The organism is Pseudothioclava arenosa (assembly GCF_002358085.1).
Taxonomy (GTDB): domain Bacteria; phylum Pseudomonadota; class Alphaproteobacteria; order Rhodobacterales; family Rhodobacteraceae; genus Pseudothioclava; species Pseudothioclava arenosa.
Map to the genome: position 1 here is coordinate 41,988 of NZ_NTJD01000007.1, position 24,104 is coordinate 66,091.

The 24,104-nt window shown below is 66.4% G+C and carries 26 protein-coding genes; 14 read left to right on the forward strand and 12 right to left on the reverse strand.

Annotated elements, in window-relative coordinates:
- The first annotated feature begins 119 nt into the window (after window positions 1-119).
- The 6 genes from CLN94_RS09950 to CLN94_RS09975 all read left to right on the forward strand — a co-directional run bounded on the left by CLN94_RS09950 (window position 120) and on the right by CLN94_RS09975 (window position 6,819).
- Entirely contained in the window at window positions 120-998 is an 879-nt protein-coding gene (locus CLN94_RS09950; RefSeq protein ID WP_096433748.1) for an RNA polymerase factor sigma-32, read from the forward strand.
- The gene (locus CLN94_RS09955) at window positions 995-1,831 is read left to right on the forward strand and encodes a ChaN family lipoprotein (protein ID WP_245845186.1); all 837 of its coding nucleotides are present in this window, start codon (window positions 995-997) and stop codon (window positions 1,829-1,831) included. The genes CLN94_RS09950 and CLN94_RS09955 overlap by 4 nt, the downstream gene beginning before the upstream one ends.
- Window positions 1,832-1,885: 54 nt before the next feature.
- Window positions 1,886-3,088, forward strand: a complete 1,203-nt coding sequence (coaBC, locus tag CLN94_RS09960) for a bifunctional phosphopantothenoylcysteine decarboxylase/phosphopantothenate--cysteine ligase CoaBC (protein ID WP_096433750.1) — start codon at window positions 1,886-1,888, stop codon at window positions 3,086-3,088.
- Between the two features lie 112 nt (window positions 3,089-3,200).
- Window positions 3,201-3,671, forward strand: a complete 471-nt coding sequence (dut, locus tag CLN94_RS09965) for a dUTP diphosphatase (RefSeq protein ID WP_096433752.1) — start codon at window positions 3,201-3,203, stop codon at window positions 3,669-3,671.
- Window positions 3,672-3,674: 3 nt separating this feature from the next.
- A complete protein-coding gene (locus CLN94_RS09970) occupies window positions 3,675-4,736 on the forward strand; it encodes a HesA/MoeB/ThiF family protein (protein WP_096433754.1) in 1,062 nt (353 codons plus the stop codon).
- A gap of 70 nt (window positions 4,737-4,806) precedes the next feature.
- Window positions 4,807-6,819, forward strand: a complete 2,013-nt coding sequence (locus CLN94_RS09975) for a M3 family metallopeptidase (protein WP_096433756.1) — start codon at window positions 4,807-4,809, stop codon at window positions 6,817-6,819.
- 3 nt (window positions 6,820-6,822) lie between these two features.
- On the opposite strand, the gene CLN94_RS09980 is transcribed toward CLN94_RS09975, so the two are convergent.
- Entirely contained in the window at window positions 6,823-7,707 is an 885-nt protein-coding gene (locus tag CLN94_RS09980) for a cation diffusion facilitator family transporter (protein ID WP_096433757.1), read from the reverse strand.
- 40 nt (window positions 7,708-7,747) lie between these two features.
- Window positions 7,748-8,290, reverse strand: coding sequence for an SH3 domain-containing protein (locus tag CLN94_RS09985; RefSeq protein WP_245845188.1), 543 nt, complete (start codon window positions 8,288-8,290; stop codon window positions 7,748-7,750).
- A 193-nt stretch (window positions 8,291-8,483) separates the two neighbouring features.
- Here CLN94_RS09985 and CLN94_RS09990 point away from each other — a divergent pair, with 193 nt between their 5' ends.
- A complete protein-coding gene (locus CLN94_RS09990; RefSeq protein WP_096433761.1) occupies window positions 8,484-9,470 on the forward strand; it encodes a 2-hydroxyacid dehydrogenase in 987 nt (328 codons plus the stop codon).
- 150 nt (window positions 9,471-9,620) lie between these two features.
- Here the strand turns inward: CLN94_RS09990 and CLN94_RS09995 are convergent, their stop codons facing one another.
- The 5 genes from CLN94_RS09995 to carB form a co-directional block, all read right to left on the reverse strand.
- Window positions 9,621-10,448 carry a glycoside hydrolase family 25 protein gene (locus CLN94_RS09995; RefSeq protein WP_096433763.1) on the reverse strand — a complete coding sequence of 276 codons (828 nt, stop codon included), beginning with the start codon at window positions 10,446-10,448 and terminating at the stop codon, window positions 9,621-9,623.
- Between the two features lie 93 nt (window positions 10,449-10,541).
- Window positions 10,542-11,153, reverse strand: coding sequence for a penta-EF hand family protein (locus CLN94_RS10000; RefSeq protein ID WP_096433765.1), 612 nt, complete (start codon window positions 11,151-11,153; stop codon window positions 10,542-10,544).
- An 83-nt stretch (window positions 11,154-11,236) separates the two neighbouring features.
- A complete protein-coding gene (locus CLN94_RS10005) occupies window positions 11,237-11,575 on the reverse strand; it encodes a carboxymuconolactone decarboxylase family protein (RefSeq protein WP_096433767.1) in 339 nt (112 codons plus the stop codon).
- Between the two features lie 66 nt (window positions 11,576-11,641).
- Window positions 11,642-12,715: an NAD(P)/FAD-dependent oxidoreductase gene (locus CLN94_RS10010; RefSeq protein WP_096433769.1), complete on the reverse strand. Its 1,074-nt coding sequence runs from the start codon at window positions 12,713-12,715 to the stop codon at window positions 11,642-11,644.
- Window positions 12,716-12,842: 127 nt separating this feature from the next.
- On the reverse strand, window positions 12,843-16,175 hold the full coding sequence (gene carB / locus CLN94_RS10015; protein WP_096433771.1) for a carbamoyl-phosphate synthase large subunit: 3,333 nt from the start codon (window positions 16,173-16,175) through the stop codon (window positions 12,843-12,845).
- Between carB and CLN94_RS13825 the strand changes: the two genes are divergently transcribed.
- A complete protein-coding gene (locus tag CLN94_RS13825; protein ID WP_143598904.1) occupies window positions 16,156-16,431 on the forward strand; it encodes a hypothetical protein in 276 nt (91 codons plus the stop codon). The two genes, carB and CLN94_RS13825, sit on opposite strands and share 20 nt — an antisense overlap.
- The gene (aspS, locus tag CLN94_RS10020; RefSeq protein ID WP_096433773.1) at window positions 16,395-18,176 is read left to right on the forward strand and encodes an aspartate--tRNA ligase; all 1,782 of its coding nucleotides are present in this window, start codon (window positions 16,395-16,397) and stop codon (window positions 18,174-18,176) included. Before CLN94_RS13825 ends, aspS begins: the two co-directional genes overlap by 37 nt.
- Before the next feature lie 68 nt (window positions 18,177-18,244).
- Here the strand turns inward: aspS and CLN94_RS14220 are convergent, their stop codons facing one another.
- The gene (locus CLN94_RS14220) at window positions 18,245-18,379 is read right to left on the reverse strand and encodes a hypothetical protein (protein WP_281253543.1); all 135 of its coding nucleotides are present in this window, start codon (window positions 18,377-18,379) and stop codon (window positions 18,245-18,247) included.
- Window positions 18,380-18,522: 143 nt separating this feature from the next.
- Between CLN94_RS14220 and CLN94_RS10025 the strand changes: the two genes are divergently transcribed.
- Window positions 18,523-19,233 carry a GNAT family N-acetyltransferase gene (locus CLN94_RS10025; RefSeq protein ID WP_096433775.1) on the forward strand — a complete coding sequence of 237 codons (711 nt, stop codon included), beginning with the start codon at window positions 18,523-18,525 and terminating at the stop codon, window positions 19,231-19,233.
- Between the two features lie 7 nt (window positions 19,234-19,240).
- Here CLN94_RS10025 and CLN94_RS10030 read toward each other — a convergent pair whose 3' ends face one another.
- Entirely contained in the window at window positions 19,241-19,951 is a 711-nt protein-coding gene (locus CLN94_RS10030) for a response regulator (RefSeq protein ID WP_096433777.1), read from the reverse strand.
- A 162-nt stretch (window positions 19,952-20,113) separates the two neighbouring features.
- On the opposite strand from CLN94_RS10030, the gene mce reads away from it, so the two are divergent.
- Both mce and CLN94_RS10040 read left to right on the forward strand, forming a co-directional pair.
- Window positions 20,114-20,518: a methylmalonyl-CoA epimerase gene (gene mce / locus CLN94_RS10035; RefSeq protein ID WP_096433779.1), complete on the forward strand. Its 405-nt coding sequence runs from the start codon at window positions 20,114-20,116 to the stop codon at window positions 20,516-20,518.
- On the forward strand, window positions 20,518-20,787 hold the full coding sequence (locus CLN94_RS10040) for a DUF1467 family protein (protein WP_096433781.1): 270 nt from the start codon (window positions 20,518-20,520) through the stop codon (window positions 20,785-20,787). Before mce ends, CLN94_RS10040 begins: the two co-directional genes overlap by 1 nt.
- Window positions 20,788-20,853: 66 nt before the next feature.
- Here the strand turns inward: CLN94_RS10040 and CLN94_RS10045 are convergent, their stop codons facing one another.
- Window positions 20,854-21,552 carry an EI24 domain-containing protein gene (locus CLN94_RS10045; RefSeq protein WP_096433783.1) on the reverse strand — a complete coding sequence of 233 codons (699 nt, stop codon included), beginning with the start codon at window positions 21,550-21,552 and terminating at the stop codon, window positions 20,854-20,856.
- Entirely contained in the window at window positions 21,549-22,154 is a 606-nt protein-coding gene (locus tag CLN94_RS10050; protein WP_096433784.1) for a nitroreductase family protein, read from the reverse strand. Before CLN94_RS10050 ends, CLN94_RS10045 begins: the two co-directional genes overlap by 4 nt.
- A gap of 81 nt (window positions 22,155-22,235) precedes the next feature.
- On the opposite strand from CLN94_RS10050, the gene CLN94_RS10055 reads away from it, so the two are divergent.
- Together CLN94_RS10055 and CLN94_RS10060 are read left to right on the forward strand one after the other, a co-directional pair.
- Window positions 22,236-22,496: a DUF167 domain-containing protein gene (locus CLN94_RS10055; RefSeq protein WP_096433786.1), complete on the forward strand. Its 261-nt coding sequence runs from the start codon at window positions 22,236-22,238 to the stop codon at window positions 22,494-22,496.
- Between the two features lie 104 nt (window positions 22,497-22,600).
- Window positions 22,601-23,269 carry a GntR family transcriptional regulator gene (locus tag CLN94_RS10060; protein WP_096433788.1) on the forward strand — a complete coding sequence of 223 codons (669 nt, stop codon included), beginning with the start codon at window positions 22,601-22,603 and terminating at the stop codon, window positions 23,267-23,269.
- Between the two features lie 3 nt (window positions 23,270-23,272).
- Here CLN94_RS10060 and CLN94_RS10065 read toward each other — a convergent pair whose 3' ends face one another.
- Window positions 23,273-24,100 carry a sulfite exporter TauE/SafE family protein gene (locus CLN94_RS10065; protein WP_096433790.1) on the reverse strand — a complete coding sequence of 276 codons (828 nt, stop codon included), beginning with the start codon at window positions 24,098-24,100 and terminating at the stop codon, window positions 23,273-23,275.
- Window positions 24,101-24,104: the final 4 nt, after the last annotated feature.

Sequence of the window (24,104 nt, forward strand, 5' to 3'; positions counted from 1 at the left end):
ATCTGGAATGGAACATTTTTGTGAGAATCATTCTAAAGCGCAAGACAAGCCCCGCAACAGCACGCATAGTAGGGCAAGAAATTCGACGTGATGGGGTGGGAGCCCCCGGGAGACAGCGAATGACGCAGGATGGGATGACTGACGAGACGCTTCCGCGCAAAATGATGGCGGCGGAGTACCTGGACGCGGAGACCGAGGTCGCGTTGGCCCGCGCATGGCGTGATGAGCGCGACGAGGCCGCGCTGCACCGGCTGATCACCGCCTACATGCGCCTTGCGATCTCGATGGCGTCGAAATACCGCCGCTATGGCGCCCCGATGAATGACCTGATCCAGGAGGCCTCGCTGGGCCTGATGAAGGCGGCCGACAAGTTCGACCCCGACCGCGGCGTGCGGTTTTCGACCTATGCGGTGTGGTGGATCAAGGCCGCGATCCAGGATTTCGTGATGCGCAACTGGTCGCTGGTGCGGACCGGCTCGACCTCGTCGCAAAAGGCGCTGTTCTTCAACCTGCGCCGGGTGCAAGCCCAGATCGAGCGCGAGAGCGGCGCCGAGGGTATCACTCTTGATGGCGCGCAGATGCGCCAGCGCGTGGCCGAGGTGATCGGTGTGCCGGTCGGTGATGTCGAGATGATGCAGGGGCGGCTGTCGGCTTCGGATTTCTCGCTCGATGCGCCGCAGTCGGGCGAAGACGAAGGCCGGTCCTGGGTCGATACGATCGAGGATGACGGCCCGAGCCCCGAAGAGCGTGTGACAGATCGTCACGATCACGCCCGGATGCGCGAATGGCTCGGTGAGGCGATGGCCGATCTGAGCGAGCGCGAACGTTATATCGTGGCCGAAAGGCGCCTGAATGAGGCGCCGCGGACGCTGGAAAGCCTTGGCGAAGAGCTGGGCCTGTCGAAAGAGCGCATCCGTCAGCTCGAGGCGCAGGCCTTCAACAAGATGCGCAAGAGCCTTGCACGCCATGACGGTGAGGTGCAGAACTTCTTCGCATGAAGAAGCTCGCTTTCGCCGCAGCGTTCCTGACGCTTTGGGCCCCGCCCGGTTCGGCCTCTGAAATTCAGGCCGAGATGCTGCCGGTCATGGTGCAGACCTTCCAGCCCGATATCGCGGTGCTGGGCGAGGTGCATGACAACCCCGCCCATCATCTCAATCAGGCGGCGGCGGTCGCCGCGCTGAAGCCGCGCGCGATGGTCTTTGAGATGCTGACCCCCGATCAGGCGGCGCGGATCACGCCCGCGCTGCGCGCAGACCCCGAGGCCTTGGCCAGGGAGATCGGCTGGGAAGAAGCCGGCTGGCCCGATTTCGCGATTTACGCGCCGATTTTCGAGGCCGCGCCAGATGCGCTCATCATGGGGGCCGCGCTGCCGCGCGAAGAGCTGTTCAAGGTGATGGAAGAGGGTGCCGAACGCTATTTCGGCGTGGATGCCGAGGCCTTTGGCATCGACCAGCCCTATCCGCCCGAGCTTCAGGCCGAGCTGGAGGCCGAGGCGCAGGCCAATCACTGCAATGCCCTGCCGGAAACTGCGCTGCCCGGCATCGTCGAGGCGCAGCGCCTGCGCGATGCGGCCTTTGCCCGGTCGCTGATGCGGGCGCGCAAGACCACCGGAGGCCCGATCGTGCTTATCACCGGCTCGGGCCATGCGCGCACCGATCTTGGCGTGCCGGCGATGCTGCGCAAGGCTGCGCCGGGGATCAAGCTCCTGTCGATTGGTCAGCTGGAGAAGATCGACGGCGTGCCCCCTGAAGGCGCGCAGCCCTTCGACTTCTGGATCGTCACCGAGGCAGCCCCGCGTGAAGACCCCTGCGCGGCCTTCACCAAGCCCTGAGTCTTGCGCGCGCGGCCCCCTCGGCCTAAGCATTTGAAAACGGCGGAGGGTGCCATGCTGGCGGGCAAGCGGATACTTCTGATCATTGGCGGCGGGATCGCGGCCTATAAATGCCCCGAGCTGATCCGGCTCTTGCGGGGGCGGGGCGCGGCGGTGACGCCGGTGCTGACGCGGGCGGGCGCGGAGTTCGTGACGCCGCTGACGCTGTCGTCGGTGGCCAATGAGGTGGCCCATAGCGACCTCTTCGACCTGACCCACGAGGCCGAGATCGGCCATATTCAGCTCTCGCGCGCCGCTGATCTGGTGGTGGTCGCGCCCGCCACGGCGGATCTGATGGCCAAGATGGCGCAGGGGCTCGCGAATGATCTCGCCTCGACGCTTCTGCTGGCGACGGACAAATCGGTGCTGATCGCCCCGGCGATGAATGTGCGGATGTGGGAACACCCCGCGACGCAGCGCAACCGCGCGCAGCTGGCCGGGGATGGCGTGCGCTTTGTCGGGCCGAACGTGGGCGACATGGCCTGCGGTGAATTTGGCCCCGGCCGGATGGCCGAGCCCGCCGAGATCGTCGCCGCGATCGAGGCCGAGCTGTCGGGCGGCTCGCTTTCGGGTAAGCACGTGCTGGTCACCTCGGGCCCGACGCATGAACCGATCGACCCCGTGCGCTATATCGCCAACCGCTCCTCGGGGGCGCAGGGCACGGCGCTCGCGGCGGCACTGCGCGACCTTGGCGCGCGGGTGAGCTTTATCACCGGCCCTGCCGATGTGCCGCCGCCCTCGGGCGTGACCGTGACCCGTGTCCAGACCGCGCGCGAGATGGCCGAGGCCGTCGCGCAGGCGCTGCCCGCCGATGCCGCGGTCTTCGCCGCCGCCGTCGCCGACTGGCGGGTCGCCAATGCCAATGGCCAAAAGATGAAGAAGGATGGCAAGGGCACGCTGCCGACGCTGGAATTCGCGGAAAACCCGGACATTCTCGCCACCGTTTCGCAGATGGCCGAGGGGCGCCCTCCGCTGGTCGTGGGCTTTGCCGCCGAGACCGAGACGGTCGTCGAACATGCCACCGCGAAACGTGCGCGCAAGGGCTGCGACTGGATCGTGGCGAATGACGTCTCGCCTGCTTCGGGGGTGATGGGCGGCGCGGAAAACGCGGTCACGATCATCGACGACGCGGGCGCCGAAAGCTGGCCGCGCATGGGTAAGGACGAGGTCGCGAGGCGTCTCGCCGCGCGCATCGCTGCGGCGCTGGGCGAAGGCTGAGAGGGGGGCTGCGTATTTGATCCAAGAAGAAGCCGGCTGTTTCTTCTTGGCTGAAATACGCGTCCGCCGGAGGCGGTCGGGCCGCAGGCCCGAAAACGGAGAGGGGTGAGCCATGACGGATCTGGTGGTGAAGGTCGAGCGCGAGGAATGGGCCGATCCGGGCGTGGCGCTGCCCGCCTATGAGACGCCGGGTTCGGCGGGCGCGGATCTGCGTGCGAACCTGCGCCCCGAAGACCGCGCGAGCGGGTTCACGCTTTACCCGATGCAGCGGGCGATCATTCCGACCGGGCTGCGCGTTGAAATCCCGCCGAGCTACGAGATGCAGATCCGGCCGCGCTCGGGGCTGGCGCTGAAGCACGGGATCAGCCTGCCGAACACGCCGGGCACGATTGACAGCGATTATCGCGGGCCGCTGGGCGTGTTGCTGATCAACCTCGGAACCGAGCCCTTCACCATCGCCCATGGCGAGCGCATCGCACAGGCGGTGATCGCGCCGGTGGTGCAGATGCGTTACGAATTGGGTACAGAGCTGAGCGAAACCGACCGTGGAGCGGGTGGTTTTGGCTCGACCGGGCGGGGCTGAGCCATGCTGGGGCTGTTCCTGCTGACCGGGGTCCTTGTGCTCGGGCTGGTGATGAGGCTGCCTGCGCGGCTGGTCTTGCTGGTGATGGCGGTGATCTGGGCGGGCTTCGTGTTGGTGCACCTGCTGTTTCCCGGTGGACATGCCCCGTTGCCGCGCGCGATCGGCGGCAGCTTGGCGGCCTGGCTTGGGCTTGGCGTGGTGGTCGTGATCGTGCTGGCCTATCGCGCGGGGTTGCAGCGGTTGCGCGCGCGGGCGCCTGACCCGGTGCAGGCCAATCCGCCGCCCGCCGGCAGCTTTTCGGATGCCGAGCTGGACCGTTATGCGCGCCATATCATGCTGCGTGAGATCGGCGGGCCGGGGCAGAAGAGGCTCAAGGGGGCGCGCGTTCTGGTGGTGGGAGCGGGGGGGCTTGGCTCGCCGGTGCTTCTGTATCTGGCAGCGGCGGGTGTGGGCCGGATCGGGGTGGTGGATGACGATGTGGTTTCCAGCTCGAACCTGCAGCGGCAGGTGATCCATCGCGACGCGGATATCGGCAAACCCAAGGTGTTTTCCGCCGAGGCCGCGATGCGCGCGCTCAACCCGTTCATCCAGATTCGCCCCTATAACCGTCGGCTGGGCGAGGATGACGCCCGCGCGCTAATCGCCGAGTATGATCTGGTGATCGACGGCACCGACAATTTCGCCACCCGCTACCTGCTGAACGCGGCCTGTGTGTCGGAGGGCAAACCGCTTCTGTCCGGCGCGATTTCACAATGGGAGGGGCAGCTGTCGCTTTACGATCCGGCGCGGGGTGCGCCCTGCTATGCCTGCGTGTTCCCCGAGGCACCCGCGCCGGGGCTCGCGCCCTCTTGCGCGGAGGCCGGGGTGATGGGGGCGTTGCCGGGCGTGATCGGGGCGATGATGGCGGGCGAGGCGATCAAAGCGATCACCGGCGCGGGGCAGGATCTGCGCGGACGCTTGCTGATCCATGACATGCTTTGGGGCGAAAGCCGGCAGATTAGCCTCAAGCGCCGCGACGATTGCCCGGTTTGCGGGCAGCACGCGGCCCCCGCCACAGAAGTTTGACCCGCCGCGCGCCGCTGCCTCTGGCCCTTGCCTGCGCGCACCCCTAGATTTCGGGCAAAGGAGTTCTTGAATGACCAATCCGATCCTCTCCGCCTGGGAAGGGCCTTTTGCCCTGCCGCCCTTCGGCCAGATCCGCGACGAAGATTTCGCCCCCGCTTTTGATGCCGCCCTCGCCGAGGCGCGCGCGAATATCGCCGCGATTGCTACCAACCCCGAGGCGCCTGATTTCGCCAATACGATCGCGGCGATGGAGGGGGCCGAGGCGGCGCTCGACCGGGTGTCGGGGCTGTTTTACAACCTTGCTGGCGCAGACAGCACGCCCGCGCGGCAGGCGCTGCAACGCGATCTGGCGCCGAAACTGTCGGATTTCTCGTCCGAGGTGCTGATGAACCCGGCGCTTTATGCGCGCGTCGAGGCGGTCTGGGCGGCGCGTGACGGCCTGCCCGCCGAAGAGGCGCGGGTGCTCGAACTTTACCGCCAGATGTTCCAGCGCGCGGGCGCGGGGCTGGAAGGGGCGGCGGCGAAACGCATGGCCGAGGTCAAGCAGCGCCTCGCCGTTCTGGGCACGGAATTCACGCAGAACCTGCTGGCGGACGAATCCGAGTGGTTCATGGACCTTGCCGAGGACGATCTGGCAGGCCTGCCCGAGTTCGTGATCGAGGCCGCGCGTGCGGCGGGCGCTGAGCGTGACCGCCCCGGTCCGGTGGTGACGCTGTCGCGCTCGATCATCGTGCCGTTCCTGCAGTTCTCGCCGCGCCGCGACCTGCGCGAAACCGCCTGGCGGGCCTGGGCGGCGCGGGGCGCGAACGGGGGCGCCACCGACAACCGCGCGATCGCCGCCGAGACGCTGGCGCTGCGCGACGAGCGCGCGAAGCTTTTGGGCTATGGCTCGTTTGCCGAGTTCAAGCTCGAACCCGAGATGGCCAAGACGCCCGCGCGGGTGCGCGAGCTGCTGATGCGGGTCTGGGAGCCTGCGCGCGCCAAGGCCGAGGCCGATGGCGCGGTGCTGGCCGCGATGATGCACGAAGACGGCATCAATGGCGATCTCGAACCCTGGGACTGGCGCTATTATTCCGAGAAACGCCGCGTGGCCGAGCATGATTTCGACGAGGCGGCGCTGAAGCCCTATCTCTCGCTCGAAGCGATGCTGGGTGCGATGTTCGACACCGCGACGCGCCTGTTCGGCCTCGAGTTCCGCGAGATCGCGGGCCCGTTCTATCACCCCGACGTGCGCGGCTGGGAGGTGACCCGCAAGGGCCGCCATATCGCGGTTTTCCTCGGCGATTATTTCGCGCGGGCCTCGAAACGCTCGGGGGCGTGGTGCTCGGCGATGCGTTCGCAGAAGAAGCTCGGCGGCGAGGTGCGGCCGATCGTTGTGAATGTGTGCAACTTCGCCAAGGGCGATCCGGCGCTGCTCAGCTATGACGACGCGCGCACGCTGTTCCATGAATTCGGCCATGCGCTGCATCAGATGCTGTCGGACGTGACCTATCAGTTCATCTCGGGCACCTCGGTGGCGCGCGATTTCGTCGAGCTGCCGAGCCAGCTTTACGAGCATTGGCTGGAAGTGCCCGAGGTGCTTGAGAAACACGCCCGCCATTACAAGACCGGCGAGGCGATGCCGAAGGCGCTGCTGGAAAAACTGCTGGCGGCGGCGACCTATGATCAGGGCTTTGCCACGGTCGAGTTCCTTGGCTCGGCGCTGGTGGATCTGGCCTTCCACGAGGGCGCTGCACCCGCCGATCCGATGGCGAAACAGGCCGAGGTGCTGGCCGAGATCGGCATGCCCGCCGCGATCGGGATGCGCCATGCGACGCCGCATTTCGCGCATGTCTTCGCGGGCGACGGCTATTCCTCGGGCTATTACAGCTACATGTGGTCCGAGGTGATGGATGCCGACGCCTTCGCGGCGTTTGAAGAGGCGGGCGACCCCTTCGACCCCGTCACGGCGCAGCGGCTTGAGGAATTCATCCTCTCGGCCGGTGGCTCGCGCCCGCCCGAAGAGCTGTATACCGCGTTTCGTGGTCGGATGCCGGGGGTCGAGCCGCTTTTGAAGGGGCGCGGGCTGCTGGAGCCGGTCTGAGGCTCAGCCGCGCCAGACATCCTGGTGGATGATGATCTCGGAGCGCGGGAAGGCCTCGGTCATCCGGGCCTTCAGCGCGGCGGCGATGGCATGGGCGGCGTCAAGGCTTTGCGCGCCGTCCAGTTCCACATGCAGGTTCACGAACAGTTTCGACCCCGCCGTGCGCGTCTTGAGGTCGTGAAAGCCCAGAACGCCGGGGTGGTTTGCCGCAATTTCCGCCAGCTCGGCCAGAACCTCGGGGCTGGCGGAGCGGTCCATCAACGCGTGGAAGGCGTCGAGCCCGATGCCCGCCGCGCCGCGCAGCATGTAGGCGGCGGCAAGAATCGCGATCACGCTGTCGACCTGCGACCAGCCGAACCGCGCCGAGAGCCATAGCGCCAGGATCGCGCCCAACGTCGGGAACAGGTCGCCCAGATAATGCAGCCGGTCGGCGGCCACGACCTTGTTGCCGGTGCGCGCGGCCACGCGCGACTGCCAGAGCACCAGCGCGCCTGTCAGCACCACCGAGACCAGCATCACCACGATGCCCTCGCCCTCGGCGGCCAGCGCGGGCGGGTTGGCTGAGATCAGGCGCAGGCTGGCCGCGCCCGCGATCACGAAGGCCGAGACCGAGACCAGCACCGCCTGCCCGAGCGAGGCGATGTCTTCGATCGAACTATGGCCAAAGGCATGGTCGTCATCGGCGGGCCGCGCGGCATAGAGGATCGCGCCCAACCCCGCGCTGGACACCAGCAGGTCCATCACGTTGTCGGCCAGCGATGCCGCGACCGAAAGCGCGCCCGTCGAGGCCAGCGCCCAGAGCTTCAGCCCGACCAGCACCAGCGCCACGGCGACAGAGGCAAAGCCCGCCGAAAGGTTCAGGCCAAGATGGGAATCACGTGTCTGCATCGCTTCGATTTAACAGCGGCGGTGGCGAATGTCTTGGGGCTCAGTCGCGGGTTTCGTCGGGAAAGACGCCCCAGAGCGTGGCCTTTTCGGCCCAGCCGTCGACCCCGTCCTGCTCCACTTCGCACCAGTCCAGCTTGCAGGTTCCGAGCCGCATGATCGCTCCGGCCTCGGCGACGGCGACGACATTTGCTCCCGTGTCGGGGCGGGAATGCAGCTCGGTCATATCTTGCTGGATGATCACATTGCGCACGCCAGAGAGCAGCGAGTAATGCACCCAGCCGCCCGCGCCGTCGCGGTCCTCGACGCGGCGCCAATGGCCGAATTCGGCGGTGATCTTGAGCGGCATGCCGGGATGTTTGAACACCCAGTCGATCCGGTGCGACAGCGACGGCCCGCGCCGCGCGTTGCCCTCGCTGCCCTTGAGCGTGACGAATCGCGGCAGAGGCAGATTCGTCACCGGCCCGCGTCCGGGCAAGGCCGGGGGCTGCGCGGCCTCGGTGACGGTCTCCAGAGACTCGCTCTGGACGGCCGCGGTATCGGCGAAGAGGGGGCGCGCCCCCAATGCCAGCATGAATGTGATCACAAACGCACTCGTTGACCTTGCGAAACGCATTTTTATCTGCCTCGTTTCATGGCTGCACAAAATGGGCGCGCAAGAAAGTTACGCGAAACTGCCCATTGTGGCCATTTTTATTGCTCGGGGGTCTTGTGTCTCCCCCCGTTGATGGGCAGTTTGCACCAAAAGGGAATTTCTTTGAAGAGAGGAGAGTCGGCCCATGCCCGCACCGCGGCTTAGTGTTGTCGTGACGCGACGGTTGCCTGAAGCAGTCGAGAGCCGAATGAAAGAATTGTTCGACGTGGAACTGCGCCCGGATAACGCGCGCATGAGCCGCGACGAGCTTGTCGATGCCATGACCCGGGCCGATGTGCTCGTGCCCTGCATCACCGACCAGATCGACGCTAACATGCTGGCGCGCGCGGGGGATCGGCTGCGGCTGATCGCCAACTATGGCGCCGGTGTCGACCATATTGACGTGGCGTCCGCCCGCCAGCGCGGCGTCTTGGTGTCGAACACGCCGGGCGTGGTCACCGAGGATACCGCCGACATGGCGATGGCGCTGATCCTCGGCGTCACGCGGCGTATCCCCGAGGGGCTGGCCGTGATGCAGTCGGGCGAATGGCAGGGCTGGTCGCCCACCGCCTTCCTCGGCGGCCGGATCGGCGGGCGTCGCCTTGGCATCATCGGCATGGGCCGGATCGGTCAGGCGCTGGCGCGCCGCGCCGCGGCCTTTGGCATGCAGATCCACTATCACAACCGCCGCCGCCTGCGCCCCGAGATCGAGGCCGAGTTCGGCGCGACCTATTGGGAAAGCCTCGACCAGATGGTCGCGCGGATGGATGTGATTTCGGTGAACTGCCCGCACACGCCCTCCACGTTCCACCTGCTGAACGCGCGGCGTCTCAAGATGCTCAAGCCCGACGCGGTGATCGTGAACACCTCGCGCGGCGAAGTGATCGACGAGAATGCTCTGGTGCGCGGGCTGCGCGCGGGCGAGATCGCGGGTGCCGGGCTCGACGTGTTCGAATATGGCGTCGAGGTGAACCCCGAGCTGCGCGAGCTGCCCAATGTCGTGGTGCTGCCGCATATGGGCTCGGCCACGGTCGAGGGCCGCGCCGAGATGGGCGAAAAGGTCATCATCAACATCAAGACCTTCGCCGATGGTCACCGGCCGCCGGATCTGGTCGTGCCGGGGATGGTTTGATCCCGACCGGAACATGATTGGCCCGGAGCGCACCCCGCTCCGGGCCTTTTTCATTTCGGGGCCTCCCGGGATTATGGCCCTGCGACGGCCCTTCATTTTGCCGAAAATATCCCGGGGGAGGCCGCAGGCCGGGGGCAGAGCCCCCGCGCGTCACTTCTGGCTGCGGCGCGCAAGCCAGTCCTGCCAGGCCGAGGGCGAACCGCGGAAGGCGTTGATGTCCGAGGTGCCGCGCACGCCGGGCACCACGCCGGTGCCGGTCCATTGCCAGAAGGTCCAATGCGTGCCGGGGTAGCGCTCGGACGGGGGCGCGGTCACGCTGCGCAGCCAGAACTCGTAGCCTGCGAACCCCTCCAGCGCGTTGTCGCGCCAGAAGTCGATCGTGGTGTAGATCACCGGGCGCGTGCCGTAATGCTTGGTCAGCGTTTCGAGGAACACCCGCATCTCGGATTGCACCAGCGCGGCTGGCGGGCGTTTCTGGCAGGTGGGCGAGGTGTGGTTCCACTCGATATCCAGAACCGGCGGCAGGTCGCCCTTGGTTTTCGGCACATTGCGGATGAACCATTCGGCCTGTTCGGCGGCCGAGCGGCAGAAATAGTAGAAATGATAGCCGCCCACCGGCACGCCGGCGGCGCGGGCGCGTGCAGAATTCGGGCGGAAGCCGGGATCAACGAAATCGCCGCCCTCGGTCGCCTTGAGCCAGGCGAAACGCACGCCTTCGGCGCGGGCCTCGCGAAACTCGATCAGGCCCTGATAGCGCGCGGCGTCGATGCCGTGGATCGGGTAATGCGCTGGCGTGGCGCCCGCCCAGGGATGTGGATCTGTGTCGCCAAAATCGGCGGGAACGCCCGGAGCGATGAAGTCTGAGACTTCAAGCCAGTCCGGCTCCATCAACGGTCGCTCGCTCGGGCCGCTGGGGCCACAGCCCAGCAAGGCGAGAGACAAGGTGATGAAAAGAAATGGTTTTGCTGAAAATTTCATGACTGCCCCTGAAATTATGCCCACGGCCAGAGTCGCGCAAAAAGGCCCGGCTGTCACGCGGACAACAGGGCCGTAAGCGAAAAGCCGCGTTGCTTAGCGACCGGGGCCGAAATCCTCGATGGTCAGTACGCCGTCGCCGTTGCGATCGCGCTGCCCGAACCACAGATCGGAGCCGTCCACGAATTCCTGCTCGGTAATCGTGCCGTTGCGGTCGGCGTCGAACATGCGCATGCCCTCGCCAGCGGGCATGTCAAACCCGAAGGCCACACCGCCGCGCCCGGCACCCATGCCCTGGCCCATGCCGCCGCCTTTGCCCTGGCCCATGCCTTTTCCCATCCCCTGACCTTGGCCCATACCTTGGCCGGGGCCTTTACCTTGGCCCATCCCCTTGCCCTGACCGGGGCCCATGCCCTGGCCCATGCCTTCGGGGCGCTGGCTGCCCGGGCCTTTCCCGGCCTCGCGCTCAAGCGCCTTATGCTCGTCGATCCCGGTCAGTTCCTCTTCCGAGAATCTCCCGTCGCTATCCTGATCGAACATGTAGAAGATGTTCTGGCGCTGTTCGCGCGCTTCGGCGCGGGTCACCTGACCGTTCCCGTCCAGATCCCATTGCAGCATGAATTGTTCGCCCGGAATCGGCATGTCCTGCGCGGCGAGGGTGCCGGCGGCAAGCGTGAAAAGGGCGGTGAAAGTCGCAAGGCGTTTCATGGCTGGCCTCTTTGGTTGAGTTCTGTCGGTAGAACGCGAAAGCCCCCGCACTCCGGCGGGGGCTTGCCAATTTGTCGCAGGGCTCACTCGGTCGCGAGTTCGTCCCAGCAGGCCATCGCGTGACCGGCATACATCATGCCCGGGCCGCCGCCCATCTGGATCGCCATGGCGCAGATATCGGCCAGTTCCTCGCGCGAGCCGCCCGCCTTCATCAGCGCGCCGACGTGGAAGTTGATGCAGGGCTCGCAGCGCGAGATGATCGCCATACCAAGCGCGACCCATTCCTTCTGGCGTTTGTCGAGCACGCCCGCCTCGCCGATGGCTTTTTCCATCGCGCCAAAGCCGCGCATCGCTTCGGGGATGGCCTTGCTCATCACCCGCAGTTCGCCGCGCATGCTGTCCATTTTTTCTTTGTAGCTCATTGATCTTCTCCTGTTCGAGGGATGGCGCATGCTGCCGTATGGGCCGCGCGCCAACTTTGATTTGCATCAACCGAAGCGTGATGGCGCGACGGCATGCCGCGTCTCGGGCGGCAGATCGCCGGGGCGCCCGGCGACCAGATCGGCGATCAGCGCGCTGGCGGCGGGGCAGGTCTGAAAGCCGTAACCGCCTTGCCCCGCGATCCAGTAGAACGTGGGGTCGGCCGGGTCGGGGCCCAGCAGGGGCGCGCGGTCGGGGGCGAAGCTGCGCAGCCCGGCCCAGGAGGCCAGCAGCCGGGTGACCGGTTCGGTGACCATCTCTTCGTAGCGCGCGAGCCCCTCGGCCAGAACCATGTCATCGGCCCAGGCGTCATGGGGCTCGGTCAGGTCCTCTTCGGCGGGCGAGACGATCAGGGCGCCTGCGTCGGGCTTGCAATACCAATCTTCATTGCCGCCGATAACCATCGGCCAGTGGCTGGTGTCGCGCCCGCCCGGCGCGGGCAGGCGCGCCATCGAGCGGCGCAGCGGTTGCACGCCCTTGGGGGCGATCCCGGCCAGTTCGGCAATCGGGTCGGCCCAGGCGCCCGCCGCGTTGAAGACGATCCGCGCCTGATGCGCCTCGCCGCCCGCGATGACCTCCCACCTTTGGGGCTGGCGCGTGATCTGCGTCACCGGCGCGCCGCTGCGAATCTCGGCGCCATGGGCGCGCGCCTCGCGCAGGTAGGTCTGGATCAGCAGGTCGGTGTCGATATCCCAGGCATGCGGCGCATGGGCCGCGAATCCCACCGTCTCGGGGTTCAGGATCGGGAACAGCGCCTGTGCCTCTGGGATCGAGAGCGGCGTAAGCTCGAAGGCCTCGGCATGGGCCTCGAACCGTGCCTGCTGATCGGGCGCGTCCACGATCATCAATCCGCGCGGGCTGAGCGTGCCCGAGGCCTGAAACTCGGCATCCGAAGCCAAGGACAGGGCGACCACCGCCGGGTTGCCATAGCGCGGCTCGTAAAGCGCGGCCGAGCGCGCCGAGGCGTGGTAAGCAAGGTTCGTCTCGGCTTCGAGCAAAAGCACCGAGCCCAGAGGCGCCAGCCGGGCCGCCGCCGAAATCCCCGCGATGCCGCCGCCGATAATCAGGAAATCATGTGTCATGGCGCAAGGCTAGGCTGCGGCCAAATCATTGAAAAGCGGAATATTATGCCCGTCACATTACGACGGATTGGGGCAAGTAAAAAGGCGGCTCGTGGCCGCCTTTTCATTCATCCGATCAGAGCGCGGCTCAGTTCTGCAGGCTGCGAACCTCGATCTCGCCTTCGGCGACCGATTTCATCGCGGCCACGGCGGCGATGGCACCGGCGGCGGTGGTGAAATAGGGGATCTTGTCGTAAAGCGCGACGGCGCGGATGTCGCGGCTGTCCGACACTGCCTGCGAGCCGTCGGTGGTGTTGAACACCAGCTGCACTTCGCCGTTCTTCAGCCGGTCGACGATGTTCGGGCGGCCTTCGTAGACCTTGTTCACCGCCTCGGCCTCGACGCCATTCTCGGCCAGCCATTTCGCGGTGCCGCGGGTCGCCACGAGGGCAAAGCCCATCGCGATCAGCTCGCGCGCGGCCTCGGCCAGATCGGCCGACTTGTCGGCATCCTTGATTGAGAAGAACACGCGGCCTTCGGTCGGCAGATGCGTGCCCGCGCCCAGCTGCGCCTTGTAGAAGGCCCGCGCGAAGTTGCGATCCCAACCCATGACCTCGCCGGTCGAGCGCATTTCCGGCCCGAGCAGCGTATCGACACCCGGGAAGCGGGCGAAGGGCAGCACGGCCTCTTTCACCGAGAACCAGGGCGTGTTCGGGTCCGCGAGCGTCAGCGGATCGGCCTGCGGGATCGGCGTGTCGGCGGTCAGCTCGGCCGGGAAGGGCGCGCGCGCGGGGAAATTCGCCATCGGCTCGCCCGCCATCAGGCGCGCGGCGATCGAGGCGATGGCCGAGTCGGTCGCCTTGGCGACGAAGGGCACGGTGCGCGAGGCGCGCGGGTTCACTTCGAGCACGTAGATCACGCCGTCCTTGATCGCGAACTGCACGTTCATCAGGCCGCACACGTTCAGGCCAAGCGCCATCTTCACCGTCTGCTCTTTCAGCTCGGCGATGATCTCGGGCGAGAGCGAGTAGGGCGGCAACGAACAGGCGCTGTCGCCCGAGTGGACGCCGGCCTCTTCGATATGCTGCATGATGCCCGCGACATGGACGGTCTCGCCGTCGCAAAGCGCGTCGACATCGACCTCGATCGCGCCAGCCAGATAGCTGTCCAAGAGCACCGGGCTGTCGCCCGACACCACCACGGCGGTGGCGATATAGCGTTTGAGGTGATCCATGTCGCGCACGATTTCCATCGCGCGACCGCCCAGAACATAGGACGGGCGGATCACCAGCGGGAAGCCGACACGTTCAGCGATTTCAATGGCTTGCTCTTCAGTCGAGGCGATGCCGTTGACCGGTTGCTTGAGCTCGAGGCGGTGCAGCAGGTCCTGGAACCGCTCGCGGTCCTCGGCGAGGTCGATCGCGTCGGGCGAGGTGCCGAGGATCGGGATGCCTTCGGCTTCGAGCGCATTGGCGAGCTTCAGCGGCGTCTGACCGCCGAACTGCACGATCACGCCGTGCAGCGCGCCGTTTTCCTGCTCGACGCGCAGGATTTCCAGCACGTGTTCCAGCGTCAGCGGCTCAAAATAGAGGCGATCCGAGGTGTCGTAGTCGGTCGACACGGTTTCCGGGTTGCAGTTGACCATGATGGTTTCATAGCCGGCCTCGGTCAGCGCGAAGCAGGCATGGCAGCAGCAATAGTCGAACTCGATGCCCTGGCCGATCCGGTTCGGGCCACCGCCGAGGATGACGACTTTCTTGCGGTCCGAAGGGCGGGCCTCGCATTCGACATCGCCCATCGCGGGGGCTTCGTAGGTCGAATACATGTAGGGCGTCTGCGCCTCGAATTCGGCGGCGCAGGTGTCGATGCGTTTGAACACGGCAGTGACGCCGAGGTTGCGCCGCGCACGGCGGACCTGCGCCTCGTCGCGGCCGGTGAGCTTGGCCAGACGCGCGTCGGTGAAGCCCAGCATCTTGAGCTTGCGCAGACCGGATTCGGTCATCGGCAGGCCAGCCTTGCGGATATCGGCCTCGGCATCGACGATTTCGCGGATGCGCGCCAGGAACCACGGATCGAAGGCGGTGGCGGCGATGATTTCATCGTCGGTCAGGCCGTGGCGCATCGCCTGAGCGATGGTGCGCAGCCGGTCCGGGGTCTGTTTCGAGATTGCCTTGATGATGGCGGCCTTGTCGGGGGCGCCCTCGATCTCGACCTCGTCGAAGCCGGTCAGGCCGGTTTCCATCGAGGCCAGCGCCTTTTGCACCGACTCATGGAAGCTGCGGCCGATCGCCATCGCTTCGCCCACCGATTTCATCGCGGTGGTCAGCTCGGGCTTGGAGCCGGGGAATTTCTCAAAGGCGAAGCGCGGGATCTTCGTGACGACATAGTCGATGGTCGGTTCGAAGCTGGCGGGCGTGACCTTGGTGATGTCGTTGTCCAACTCGTCGAGCGTGTAGCCCACGGCGAGTTTCGCGGCGATCTTGGCGATCGGGAAGCCGGTGGCCTTGGAGGCCAGCGCCGACGAACGCGACACGCGCGGGTTCATCTCGATCACGACCATGCGGCCGTCTTTCGGGTTGATCGCCCATTGCACGTTCGAGCCGCCGGTTTCGACGCCGATCTCGCGCAGCACGGCGATCGAGCCGTTGCGCATGATCTGGTATTCCTTGTCGGTCAGCGTGAGCGCAGGCGCCACGGTGATCGAGTCGCCCGTGTGCACGCCCATCGGGTCCACGTTCTCGATCGAGCAGACGATGATGGCGTTGTCGGCTTTGTCGCGCACAACCTCCATCTCGTATTCTTTCCAGCCCAGCAGCGATTCATCGACCAGGATCTGCGCCATCGGCGAGGCGTCGAGCCCCGAGCGGCAGATCGCCTCGTAATCGTCGCGGTTATAGGCGACGCCACCGCCGGTGCCGCCCAGCGTGAAGGCGGGGCGGATGATCGCGGGCAGGCCGATGTGCTCCAGCTCAAGCATGGCCTGCGCCACGCCCGCATTGATGTCGAACTTGCCGTTCGGCAGTTTCGGCGCGGTGACGATGGTGGCCTTGGGGTTTTCGATGCCGAGGCGGTCCATCGCCTCGCGAAACAGCTTGCGGTCTTCGGCCATTTCGATGGCCTCGCGCTTGGCGCCGATCATCTCGACGCCGAATTTCTCCAGCACGCCCATGTCGGCCAGCGCCAGCGAGGTGTTCAGGCCCGTTTGCCCGCCCATCGTGGGCAGCAGCGCGTCGGGGCGTTCCTTTTCGATGATCTTGGCGACGACCTCGGGGGTGATCGGCTCGATATAGGTCGCGTCGGCCATTTCCGGGTCGGTCATGATCGTCGCGGGGTTCGAGTTGACGAGGATGACGCGGTAGCCTTCCTCGCGCAGGGCCTTGCAGGCCTGGGCCCCCGAATAGTCGAATTCGCAGGCCTGACCGATCACAATGGGCCCGGCACCGATGATGAGGATGGACTTGATGTCTGTTCTCTTCGGCATGGTGACCCCCGGCGATGTTTGGCAGCAGAAAGCCCGCAGCCCGGAAGGGCGCGCGCAAATTGATGGGGGTTATAGTCATCAAGCCGCCCGGCGCAAGGCCAGAAAACCCGAATTGGCGGATTTCCGGCGCAGGTTTCGGCGGCTCCGGCTTGACTTTGGCGGGCCTTCGCGGTTGATCGGGCCGACCAAAGACAATGCCGCCCAGAAAAGGGGAGCCACATGCACGCCTATCGCAGCCATACCTGCGCCGATCTGAACGCAAGCCACGCCGGCGAGACCGTCCGCCTTGCGGGCTGGGTGCATCGCGTGCGCGACCACGGGGGCGTGCTGTTCATCGACCTGCGCGACCATTACGGCATCACGCAGGTGCTCTGCGACGGCGACTCGGCCGCGTTCAAGGCGATGGAGGCGGTGCGCTCGGAATGGGTGGTCCGCATCGACGGCACCGTGAAACGCCGCGACGAAAGCCTGATCAACCCGAAGATCCCGACCGGCGAGATCGAGGTCTACGTGCGCGACCTCGAAGTGCTGGGCGCGGTTGAGGGCGAGCTGCCGCTGCCGGTCTTCGGCGATCAGGACTACCCCGAGGAAACCCGCCTCGCCTATCGCTTCCTCGACCTGCGCCGCGAAAGCCTGCACCGCAACATGATGCTGCGCTCGAACGTGGTGCGCTCGCTGCGCAACCGCATGTGGGACACCGGTTTCACCGAGTTCCAGACCCCGATCATCACCGCGTCCTCGCCCGAAGGCGCGCGCGACTTCCTCGTGCCCTCGCGTCTGCATCCGGGCAAGTTCTACGCGTTGCCGCAGGCGCCGCAGCAGTTCAAGCAGCTGATCATGGTGGGCGGGTTCGACCGCTACTTCCAGATCGCGCCCTGCTTCCGCGACGAAGACCCGCGCGCCGACCGTTCGCCGACCGACTTTTACCAGCTCGACCTCGAAATGAGCTTTGTCGAGCAGGAAGACGTGTTCGCCGCGATCCAGCCGGTGATTCAGGGGCTGTTTGAGGAATTCGGCGGCGGGCGCCGCGTCGATGCCGACTGGCCGCGCATTCCCTATGCCGAGGCGCTGCTGAAATACGGCTCCGACAAGCCCGACCTGCGCAACCCGATCGAGATGCAGGTCGTGTCCGAGCATTTCGCGGGCTCGGGCTTCGCGATCTTCGCCAAGCTCCTGGAGCAGGACGGCACCGAGATTCGCGCGATCCCCGCGCCCACCGGCGGCAGCCGCAAGTTCTGCGACCGGATGAACAAATTTGCGCAGGAACAGGGCCTGCCGGGCATGGGCTATATCTTCTGGCGCGAGGCCGAGGGCGGCGCGGGCATGGAAGCGGCCGGTCCGCTGGCCAAGAATATCGGCCCCGAGCGCACCGAGGCGATCCGCCAGCAGCTTGGCCTGAACGTGGGCGACGCCGCCTTCTTCCTCGGCGGCAAGCCCGAGACTTTCGAGGCAATCGCGGGGCGTGCGCGCAACGTGATCGGCGAAGAGCTGGGCCTGACCGACAAGGAGCAGTTCAAATTCGCCTGGATCGTCGATTTCCCGATGTACGAGAAGGATGACGAGGGCAAGATCGACTTCTCGCACAACCCGTTCTCGATGCCGCAAGGGGGGATGGAGGCGCTGGCGGGCGACCCACTGGACGTGCTGGGCTATCAGTATGACCTCGCCTGCAACGGCTACGAGCTGGTCTCGGGGGCGATCCGGAACCACAAGCTGGAAATCATGTACAAGGCCTTCGAGATCGCGGGTTACCCGGCGTCCGAAGTCGAGAAACGCTTCGGCGGCATGGTCAAGGCGTTTAAATACGGCGCGCCGCCCCACGGTGGCTGCGCGGCGGGCATCGACCGGATCGTGATGCTGCTGGCCGACACTGCCAACATCCGCGAAGTCATCATGTTCCCGATGAACCAGCGTGCCGAAGACCTGATGATGGGTGCGCCTTCGGAGCCGATGAACGAACAGCTGCGCGAGCTGCATCTGCGGGTGATCCCGCAGGAGTGATCCGGCGCATTCGGCAAAAAACAAGGGGCCCTGCGGGGCCCCTTTCGCATTCTGCGCTCGGCGTGGATTTACGAGAACAGCACCTTCGCCACGGTCGCGGCGAGCGAGGTGGTCAGTGCGGCGGCGCCCAGCCCGAACACGGCCCAATGGGTCGCGGACACGAGGCGCTCGTTTTCGATCATGCGGATCAGATGCATTTTCATCGGCAGACTCCGGTGGCAGCTTCGTCACGATCAGGTTCGCGGGGAAATACGGCTGAAATGGGATGGGTTTGGTGCAGTTTGGGGGCAATTGCGCGCGGAGGCGGGCGCGGGTAGCCTCGCGCTCAGGGCAATGGAGGGGCAGGATGAAACGGTTCGGTGAGCCTTTGGGCGATTGGGTGGCGCCGCGCGCGCCCGACGTGATGCGGATCGAGGGGCGCCATGTGCGCCTTGAGCGGCTGGCCGAGCATCATGCCCACAGCCTGTTTCGCGCCTATTCCGGCGCCGACCCGATCTGGGATTACATGCCGGCGGGCCCGTTCTCTTCCGAGGCCGGGTTTATCCGGTTTATCAAAGACATGGCCGCCGGGAGCGATCCCTATTTCATGGCGGTCTGCGACCCTGTGACGGGGGCGGCGCTAGGGATCCTGTCGTGGTTGCGGATCACGCCCGCGCAGGGCGTGATCGAGCTGGGATATATCTGTTTCTCGCCCGCGTTGCAGCGCACGGTCGCGGCGAGCGAAGCGCTGATGCTGATGATCGGCTGGGCTTTTGAGGCGGGCTATCGCCGGTTCGAATGGAAATGCGACGCGCTCAACATGCCCTCGCGTCGTGCGGCGCAGCGGCTCGGGCTGAGCTATGAGGGGATTTTCCGGCAGGCGACGCATTACAAGGGCCGCAACCGCGACACCGCCTGGTTCGCCGCGATCGACAAGGAGTGGCCCGCGCTGAAAGAGGCCTATTCTGCCTGGCTCGCGCCGTCGAATTTCGATGCCGAGGGGCGTCAGATCGAATCCCTCTCGGATCTGACGCGGCTGGTTCGGGCCGGTTCGGACCCAGCACTGGGCGAGGGCTAGGCGCGGCTTAAAACGCCGCGCCCGCCGCGATCCGTTCCTGCACCAGATTGCTCAGCCGCGACACATCGGTTGCCCGCGGGCCGCCTTCGCGCGCGAGCGCCGAGGCCGCAGTTTCCAGTGCCGTATCATGGGCGGAGCGCGCGACCCCGGTCAGGAATTGCGCGGCATAGCTCAGCGCGGTCGCATCGGCCTGGGGCGAGAGGATCTCGGCCATGTGATGCAGGTCGTCGCGCAAGGCGATCGGATCGGGATGCACCAGATCATCCGGCGCGGCAGCAAGCACCGCAGGGCGCAGGTCATTCGGCAGGGCGGTCAGCACCACTTGCTGGAAGGCGGCGAGGCTTTCCAGCGGTTTTTCAAGAAACCCGTCCGCCCCGGCGGCCAGCGCGACGGGCCCCGTGCCACTGTCGCCCGAGGTGCCCAGCACCACGGGCGGCACGGGTTTCATCGCGCGGATCTCGCGGATGAGGTCGGCCCCCGAGCCATCGGGCAGGCCCATGTCGACGATCACCACGCCGGGGCGGTAGGTCGCCAGATGGCGTCGTGCCGAGGCGAGGCAATCGGCGCGCCGGATTCGCGCCCCCGAGCGGAGGCACAAAAGCCGCATCGCCTCCGAGGCAAACCGGCTGTCCTCGACCACCAGCACCGTCAGCCCCAGAAGAGGCCGCTGCGCCGTCGGGGCGGTGGAATGGATCAGCTCGCTCAGGTCGTCGCTCATCGTGGGGCTCCTGCAGAATCGCCAAGGGGAATCGCCGTCCACCGCAGTAGAGCGCGGGCTTGCCTAACGATCGGTTAAGCGCCCCGCCGCGCCCCTGCTTTCCCTTGCATCACGGCCCGCGCGCCCCTAAAGCCAAGGCAGACAACCCGAGGAGGCCCTATCATGATCGGACGTTTGAACCATGTCGCCATCGCCGTGCCCGACCTTGAGGCCGCGTCGGCGCAATATCGCGACACGCTCGGCGCCAAGGTGAACCCGCCGCAGGACGAGCCCGACCACGGCGTGACGGTCGTCTTCATTGAGCTGCCGAACACCAAGATCGAGCTGCTCTACCCGCTGGGGGAAAACTCGCCGATCGCGGGTTTCCTCGAAAAGAACCCGGCCGGTGGCATCCACCACATCTGCTACGAGGTCGACGACATCCTCGCGGCGCGCGACCGTCTGAAAGAGCAAGGCGCGCGCGTGCTGGGTTCGGGCGAGCCGAAGATCGGCGCCCATGGCAAGCCGGTGCTGTTCCTGCATCCCAAAGACTTCAACGGCTGCCTGGTCGAGCTGGAGCAGGTCTGATGAACCTCACCGGCGGGATCGTGCTCTATGCGGTGATCTGGTTCATGGTGCTCTTCGTGGTGCTGCCGATGCGGCTGACCACGCAGGAAGAGGCCGGCGAGGTCGTTCCGGGCACGCCGGCCGGTGCGCCGCATGACGCGGGAATGAAGCGCAAGGTCATCATCACCACGATCGCGGCGACGCTGCTTTGGGCGGTGATTGCGGCGGTGATCCTGTCGGGGGCGGTGACGCTTGCGGATATCGACTGGTTCAACCAGCTCGAACGCTAAGGTACTGACACAGAAACAAAAAACCCCCGCCAGAGCGATCCGGTGGGGGTTTTGCTGTTCCGGGCCTCAGCCCCGCGCGCTGAGCGCGTGATAGAGATGGGTGAAAGTCGCGGCACCCAGCACTGGCACCAGGAGGTTCACCCCGGGGATCGAAAGCGGCAGCGCCATCAGCACCCCGGCGGCAATGATCGTGCCCTTGTGGCGAGCGAACATCGCGGCCACGGCCTCGGGGTTGCGGCGGCGTGCGGCGACCATCTGGAAATACTCGCGCCCCAGAAGATAGCCGTTCACGCCGCCGAAAATCAGTGGCGCGAAGGGCCAGAACAGCGGCACCAGCATCAGCATCAGGGCCGCAAGGTTCGCGGCGATCACCACGCCGAAGAAGCGCAGCGCCTCTTCCATGCTTTGCGCCAGCGGCTTGTCGGCCAGAGCGGGCAGGCCGGGATAGTGGCGCTCTTCGACGGCATCGGCGACCTCTTCGATGAACAGCCCGATGAAGGCCGAGGCCACGGGCGCCATCAGGAAGGGCGAGAGCAGGATCATCAAGACCACCGCGCCCCAGCTCAGCACCGAGTCGATCCAGTCGATGGTGCCGATGAAGGGCAGGGTGAACTGATCGGGGACGAGCCAGCCGATGACCTGCGCGACCACCACGAAAATCGCGATCAGCAGCGCCAGCGCCAGCCCGACGCCCTTGAGCAAGACAGAGAGCGCGCGGCGCTCGAACAGGTCGTCGATTGCGCGCAGGAAGGCGGTAAAGATCATGCGTCAACCCAGGTGGTAATGGCGGTCAGATCGGGGCGGGGGCGTTCGGGCGGCGGGGAGGTCTCGGTGCCCAGATGGATAAAGCCCGCGATCCATTCGTGATCGGCAAGCCCCAGCGCCTCGGCGCGGAAGCCCGCGTCTTCGGTGACCCAGCCGGTCAGCCAGTTCGCGCCCCAGCCCGCGGCCAGCGCCGCATTCAGCGCGGCGGTGCAGACCGCCCCGACCGAGAGCGTCTGTTCGATTTCAGGCACCTTGTCGCTTTCGCGCGGGCAGGCGATCACCGCGATACAGCAATGCGAGCCTGCGAATTGCGAGGCGGCCTTGGTGACGGCCTCTTCGGCCAGACCGGCGGCGCGGGCGCGCGCCTCTGCGATGCCCGCCAGACGCTCCAGCGCCGGGCGCGCCAGCGCGATGAAGCGCCAGGGTTCGAGCTTGCCGTGATCGGGGCTGCGGGCGGCGGCGGTCAGGATTTCCTCAAGCGCCGCGCGCCCAGGCACCGGCAGCGTCAGCGTTTTGGCCGGGCGCGAGCGGCGCGTCAGCAGGAAGCGCAGCGCCTCTTCGTTGCGGGTGGCCGGGTTGATCGTGCCGGGGGGTATCTGCATGCGCCTCTCCTTTGTTGCGGATGATATCGGGGCTCGGCGCGGGGATTGCAAGCGGAGGCGGGCGGCGGATAGTCTGTGCGCATGTCCACAGATCCGACCGACCTTGCCCATCTTGCCCGGCCCGGCACCGAGATCGCGCTCCGCGTGACGCCCAAGGCCTCGCGCAACGCGCTGGTCGCGGCCGAGGACGGGTTGCGCGTCTATGTCACCGTGGTGCCCGAGGGCGGCAAGGCCAACCGCGAGGTGCAGAAGATCCTTGCCAAGGCGCTGGGGCTGGCGAAGTCCCGGCTGACCCTGGTGCGGGGCGAAACCGCGCGCGACAAGGTGTTTCGCGTTGATTGAGCCACCCGTCGCGGGCTTTCGTTGCGCGGGCGCTCTGGTAACCGTCGCGGGGGTTCGGTAGACTCATGAAAGACGTAGGAAATTCGCAGAACAGAGGGGGGCGCATGCCGGCACCTGAAGAGCCGTCTTCGCCGGGCACGCGCAAGCTGCAGGGCACGGTGATCGCCGAACAGCTCGAGGCCGAGATTGTCGCGGGGGATCTTGCGGCGGGCAGCAAGCTCGACGAGCTGTCGCTGGTGCAGCGCTTTGGTGTCTCGCGCACGCCGATCCGCGAGGCACTGCACAAGCTGGTTGCGCGTTCTCTGGCCGAGCGCATGCCCTATCGCGGCGTCGTCGTCGCCAATATCACCCGCGAGCGGATCGAGCAGATGTTCGAGGCGATGGGCGAGATGGAGGCGATGTGCGGGCGTCTCGCGGCCGACCGGATGACGATCGGCGAGCGGGCCGAGCTGGAGGACCTGCACCGCGCGATGGCGGGGATGGCGCAGCGCGGCGAGTTCGAGGCCTACGAGGCCGCCAACAGCGAATTTCACCAGCGCATCTATGACGCGACCCATAACCGCGACCTGATCGAGCTGTCGAATGCGCTGCGGCTCAAGCTGGCGCCGTTCCGCAAGTCGCAACTGCGCAGCGACGCCCGGATGGAGCGTTCGAACGAGGAGCATGAGGCGATCGTCTCGGCGCTGCTCGATCACGATCCGAAGCGGACCGAAAACGCCTTGCGGCGGCACCTTGTGAGTGCCGCGCGCGAGGTTCTGTCGCGGATGCGCTAGGGCTCAGCCGAAGGCCGACATCAGCATCCGCACTGCGGTGATCCCGAGGAACAGCGCGAAGGCGCGTTTGACCCAGACCGTGTCGAGGCTATGAGCGAGTGCGGCGCCCACGGGCGCGAAGCCAACGGTGAAGGGCAGGATGATCCCGGCGGCAAGCAGGTTCACGTAGCCCAGCGACAGCGGCGGGCGGTTCGGCACGCCCAGCCCCGAATAGACGAAGCCCAGCACCGCCGGCACCGCGATCATGAAGCCGAAGGCCGAGGCCGTGCCCACCGCGCGCCGGATCTCGACCGAGAAGCCGTTGAGCAGCGGCACCGACAGCGTCCCGCCGCCGATCCCCATCAGCGCCGAGAACAGCCCCGTCAGGTAGGAAATCGCACCATTCACCAGCGATGAGCGCGGCAGGTGGTCGGAAATCACCAGGTTCTTCGGCGTTGCCATGTTGATCGAGACGATCAACGCGATCGTCCCGAAAATCGCCTTCAGCCCGCTCGCGTCGATGTATTTCGCGGCGAGCCCGCCGGTCAGCGCGCCGAGCACGATCCCCGGAGCCCAGAGCCTGAGCAGGCCGATGTCGACTGCGCCACGCTTGTGATGCGCGCGCGCGGAGGAGATCGAGGTGAAGATGATCGTCGCAAGCGAGGTCGCCACCGCCATGTGCATCGACAGCTCGGGCGGGAAATGCGTCGCCGAGAGGATCCAGAACAGCACCGGCACCAGCACGATGCCGCCGCCGACCCCCAACAGCCCGGCAAGGATGCCGGCAAGGATGGCGGTGGCGGCGACGCCCCCGAGCAGGAGGGCGGCTTGTAGAAGCGAAAGGTCAGTCATGGTC

Bases quoted from the DNA above. Each gene is read 5' to 3' on its own strand.
- CLN94_RS13825 (WP_143598904.1), top strand. From the start codon at position 16,156: ATGTCTGTTCTCTTCGGCATGGTGACCCCCGGCGATGTTTGGCAGCAG.
- carB (WP_096433771.1), bottom strand. From the start codon at position 16,175: ATGCCGAAGAGAACAGACATCAAGTCCATCCTCATCATCGGTGCCGGG.
- CLN94_RS10060 (WP_096433788.1), top strand. From the start codon at position 22,601: ATGCCGGCACCTGAAGAGCCGTCTTCGCCGGGCACGCGCAAGCTGCAG.
- CLN94_RS10055 (WP_096433786.1), top strand. From the start codon at position 22,236: ATGTCCACAGATCCGACCGACCTTGCCCATCTTGCCCGGCCCGGCACC.
- CLN94_RS09970 (WP_096433754.1), top strand. From the start codon at position 3,675: ATGCTGGGGCTGTTCCTGCTGACCGGGGTCCTTGTGCTCGGGCTGGTG.
- CLN94_RS09950 (WP_096433748.1), top strand. From the start codon at position 120: ATGACGCAGGATGGGATGACTGACGAGACGCTTCCGCGCAAAATGATG.
- coaBC (WP_096433750.1), top strand. From the start codon at position 1,886: ATGCTGGCGGGCAAGCGGATACTTCTGATCATTGGCGGCGGGATCGCG.
- CLN94_RS10000 (WP_096433765.1), bottom strand. From the start codon at position 11,153: ATGAAACGCCTTGCGACTTTCACCGCCCTTTTCACGCTTGCCGCCGGC.
- CLN94_RS10065 (WP_096433790.1), bottom strand. From the start codon at position 24,100: ATGACTGACCTTTCGCTTCTACAAGCCGCCCTCCTGCTCGGGGGCGTC.
- CLN94_RS10040 (WP_096433781.1), top strand. From the start codon at position 20,518: ATGAACCTCACCGGCGGGATCGTGCTCTATGCGGTGATCTGGTTCATG.
- CLN94_RS10010 (WP_096433769.1), bottom strand. From the start codon at position 12,715: ATGACACATGATTTCCTGATTATCGGCGGCGGCATCGCGGGGATTTCG.
- CLN94_RS10025 (WP_096433775.1), top strand. From the start codon at position 18,523: ATGAAACGGTTCGGTGAGCCTTTGGGCGATTGGGTGGCGCCGCGCGCG.
- dut (WP_096433752.1), top strand. From the start codon at position 3,201: ATGACGGATCTGGTGGTGAAGGTCGAGCGCGAGGAATGGGCCGATCCG.
- CLN94_RS14220 (WP_281253543.1), bottom strand. From the start codon at position 18,379: ATGAAAATGCATCTGATCCGCATGATCGAAAACGAGCGCCTCGTGTCC.
- CLN94_RS09990 (WP_096433761.1), top strand. From the start codon at position 8,484: ATGCCCGCACCGCGGCTTAGTGTTGTCGTGACGCGACGGTTGCCTGAA.
- CLN94_RS09955 (WP_245845186.1), top strand. From the start codon at position 995: ATGAAGAAGCTCGCTTTCGCCGCAGCGTTCCTGACGCTTTGGGCCCCG.
- CLN94_RS10045 (WP_096433783.1), bottom strand. From the start codon at position 21,552: ATGATCTTTACCGCCTTCCTGCGCGCAATCGACGACCTGTTCGAGCGC.
- CLN94_RS09980 (WP_096433757.1), bottom strand. From the start codon at position 7,707: ATGCAGACACGTGATTCCCATCTTGGCCTGAACCTTTCGGCGGGCTTT.
- CLN94_RS10030 (WP_096433777.1), bottom strand. From the start codon at position 19,951: ATGAGCGACGACCTGAGCGAGCTGATCCATTCCACCGCCCCGACGGCG.
- CLN94_RS09975 (WP_096433756.1), top strand. From the start codon at position 4,807: ATGACCAATCCGATCCTCTCCGCCTGGGAAGGGCCTTTTGCCCTGCCG.
- CLN94_RS09995 (WP_096433763.1), bottom strand. From the start codon at position 10,448: ATGAAATTTTCAGCAAAACCATTTCTTTTCATCACCTTGTCTCTCGCC.
- CLN94_RS10050 (WP_096433784.1), bottom strand. From the start codon at position 22,154: ATGCAGATACCCCCCGGCACGATCAACCCGGCCACCCGCAACGAAGAG.
- CLN94_RS10005 (WP_096433767.1), bottom strand. From the start codon at position 11,575: ATGAGCTACAAAGAAAAAATGGACAGCATGCGCGGCGAACTGCGGGTG.
- aspS (WP_096433773.1), top strand. From the start codon at position 16,395: ATGCACGCCTATCGCAGCCATACCTGCGCCGATCTGAACGCAAGCCAC.
- mce (WP_096433779.1), top strand. From the start codon at position 20,114: ATGATCGGACGTTTGAACCATGTCGCCATCGCCGTGCCCGACCTTGAG.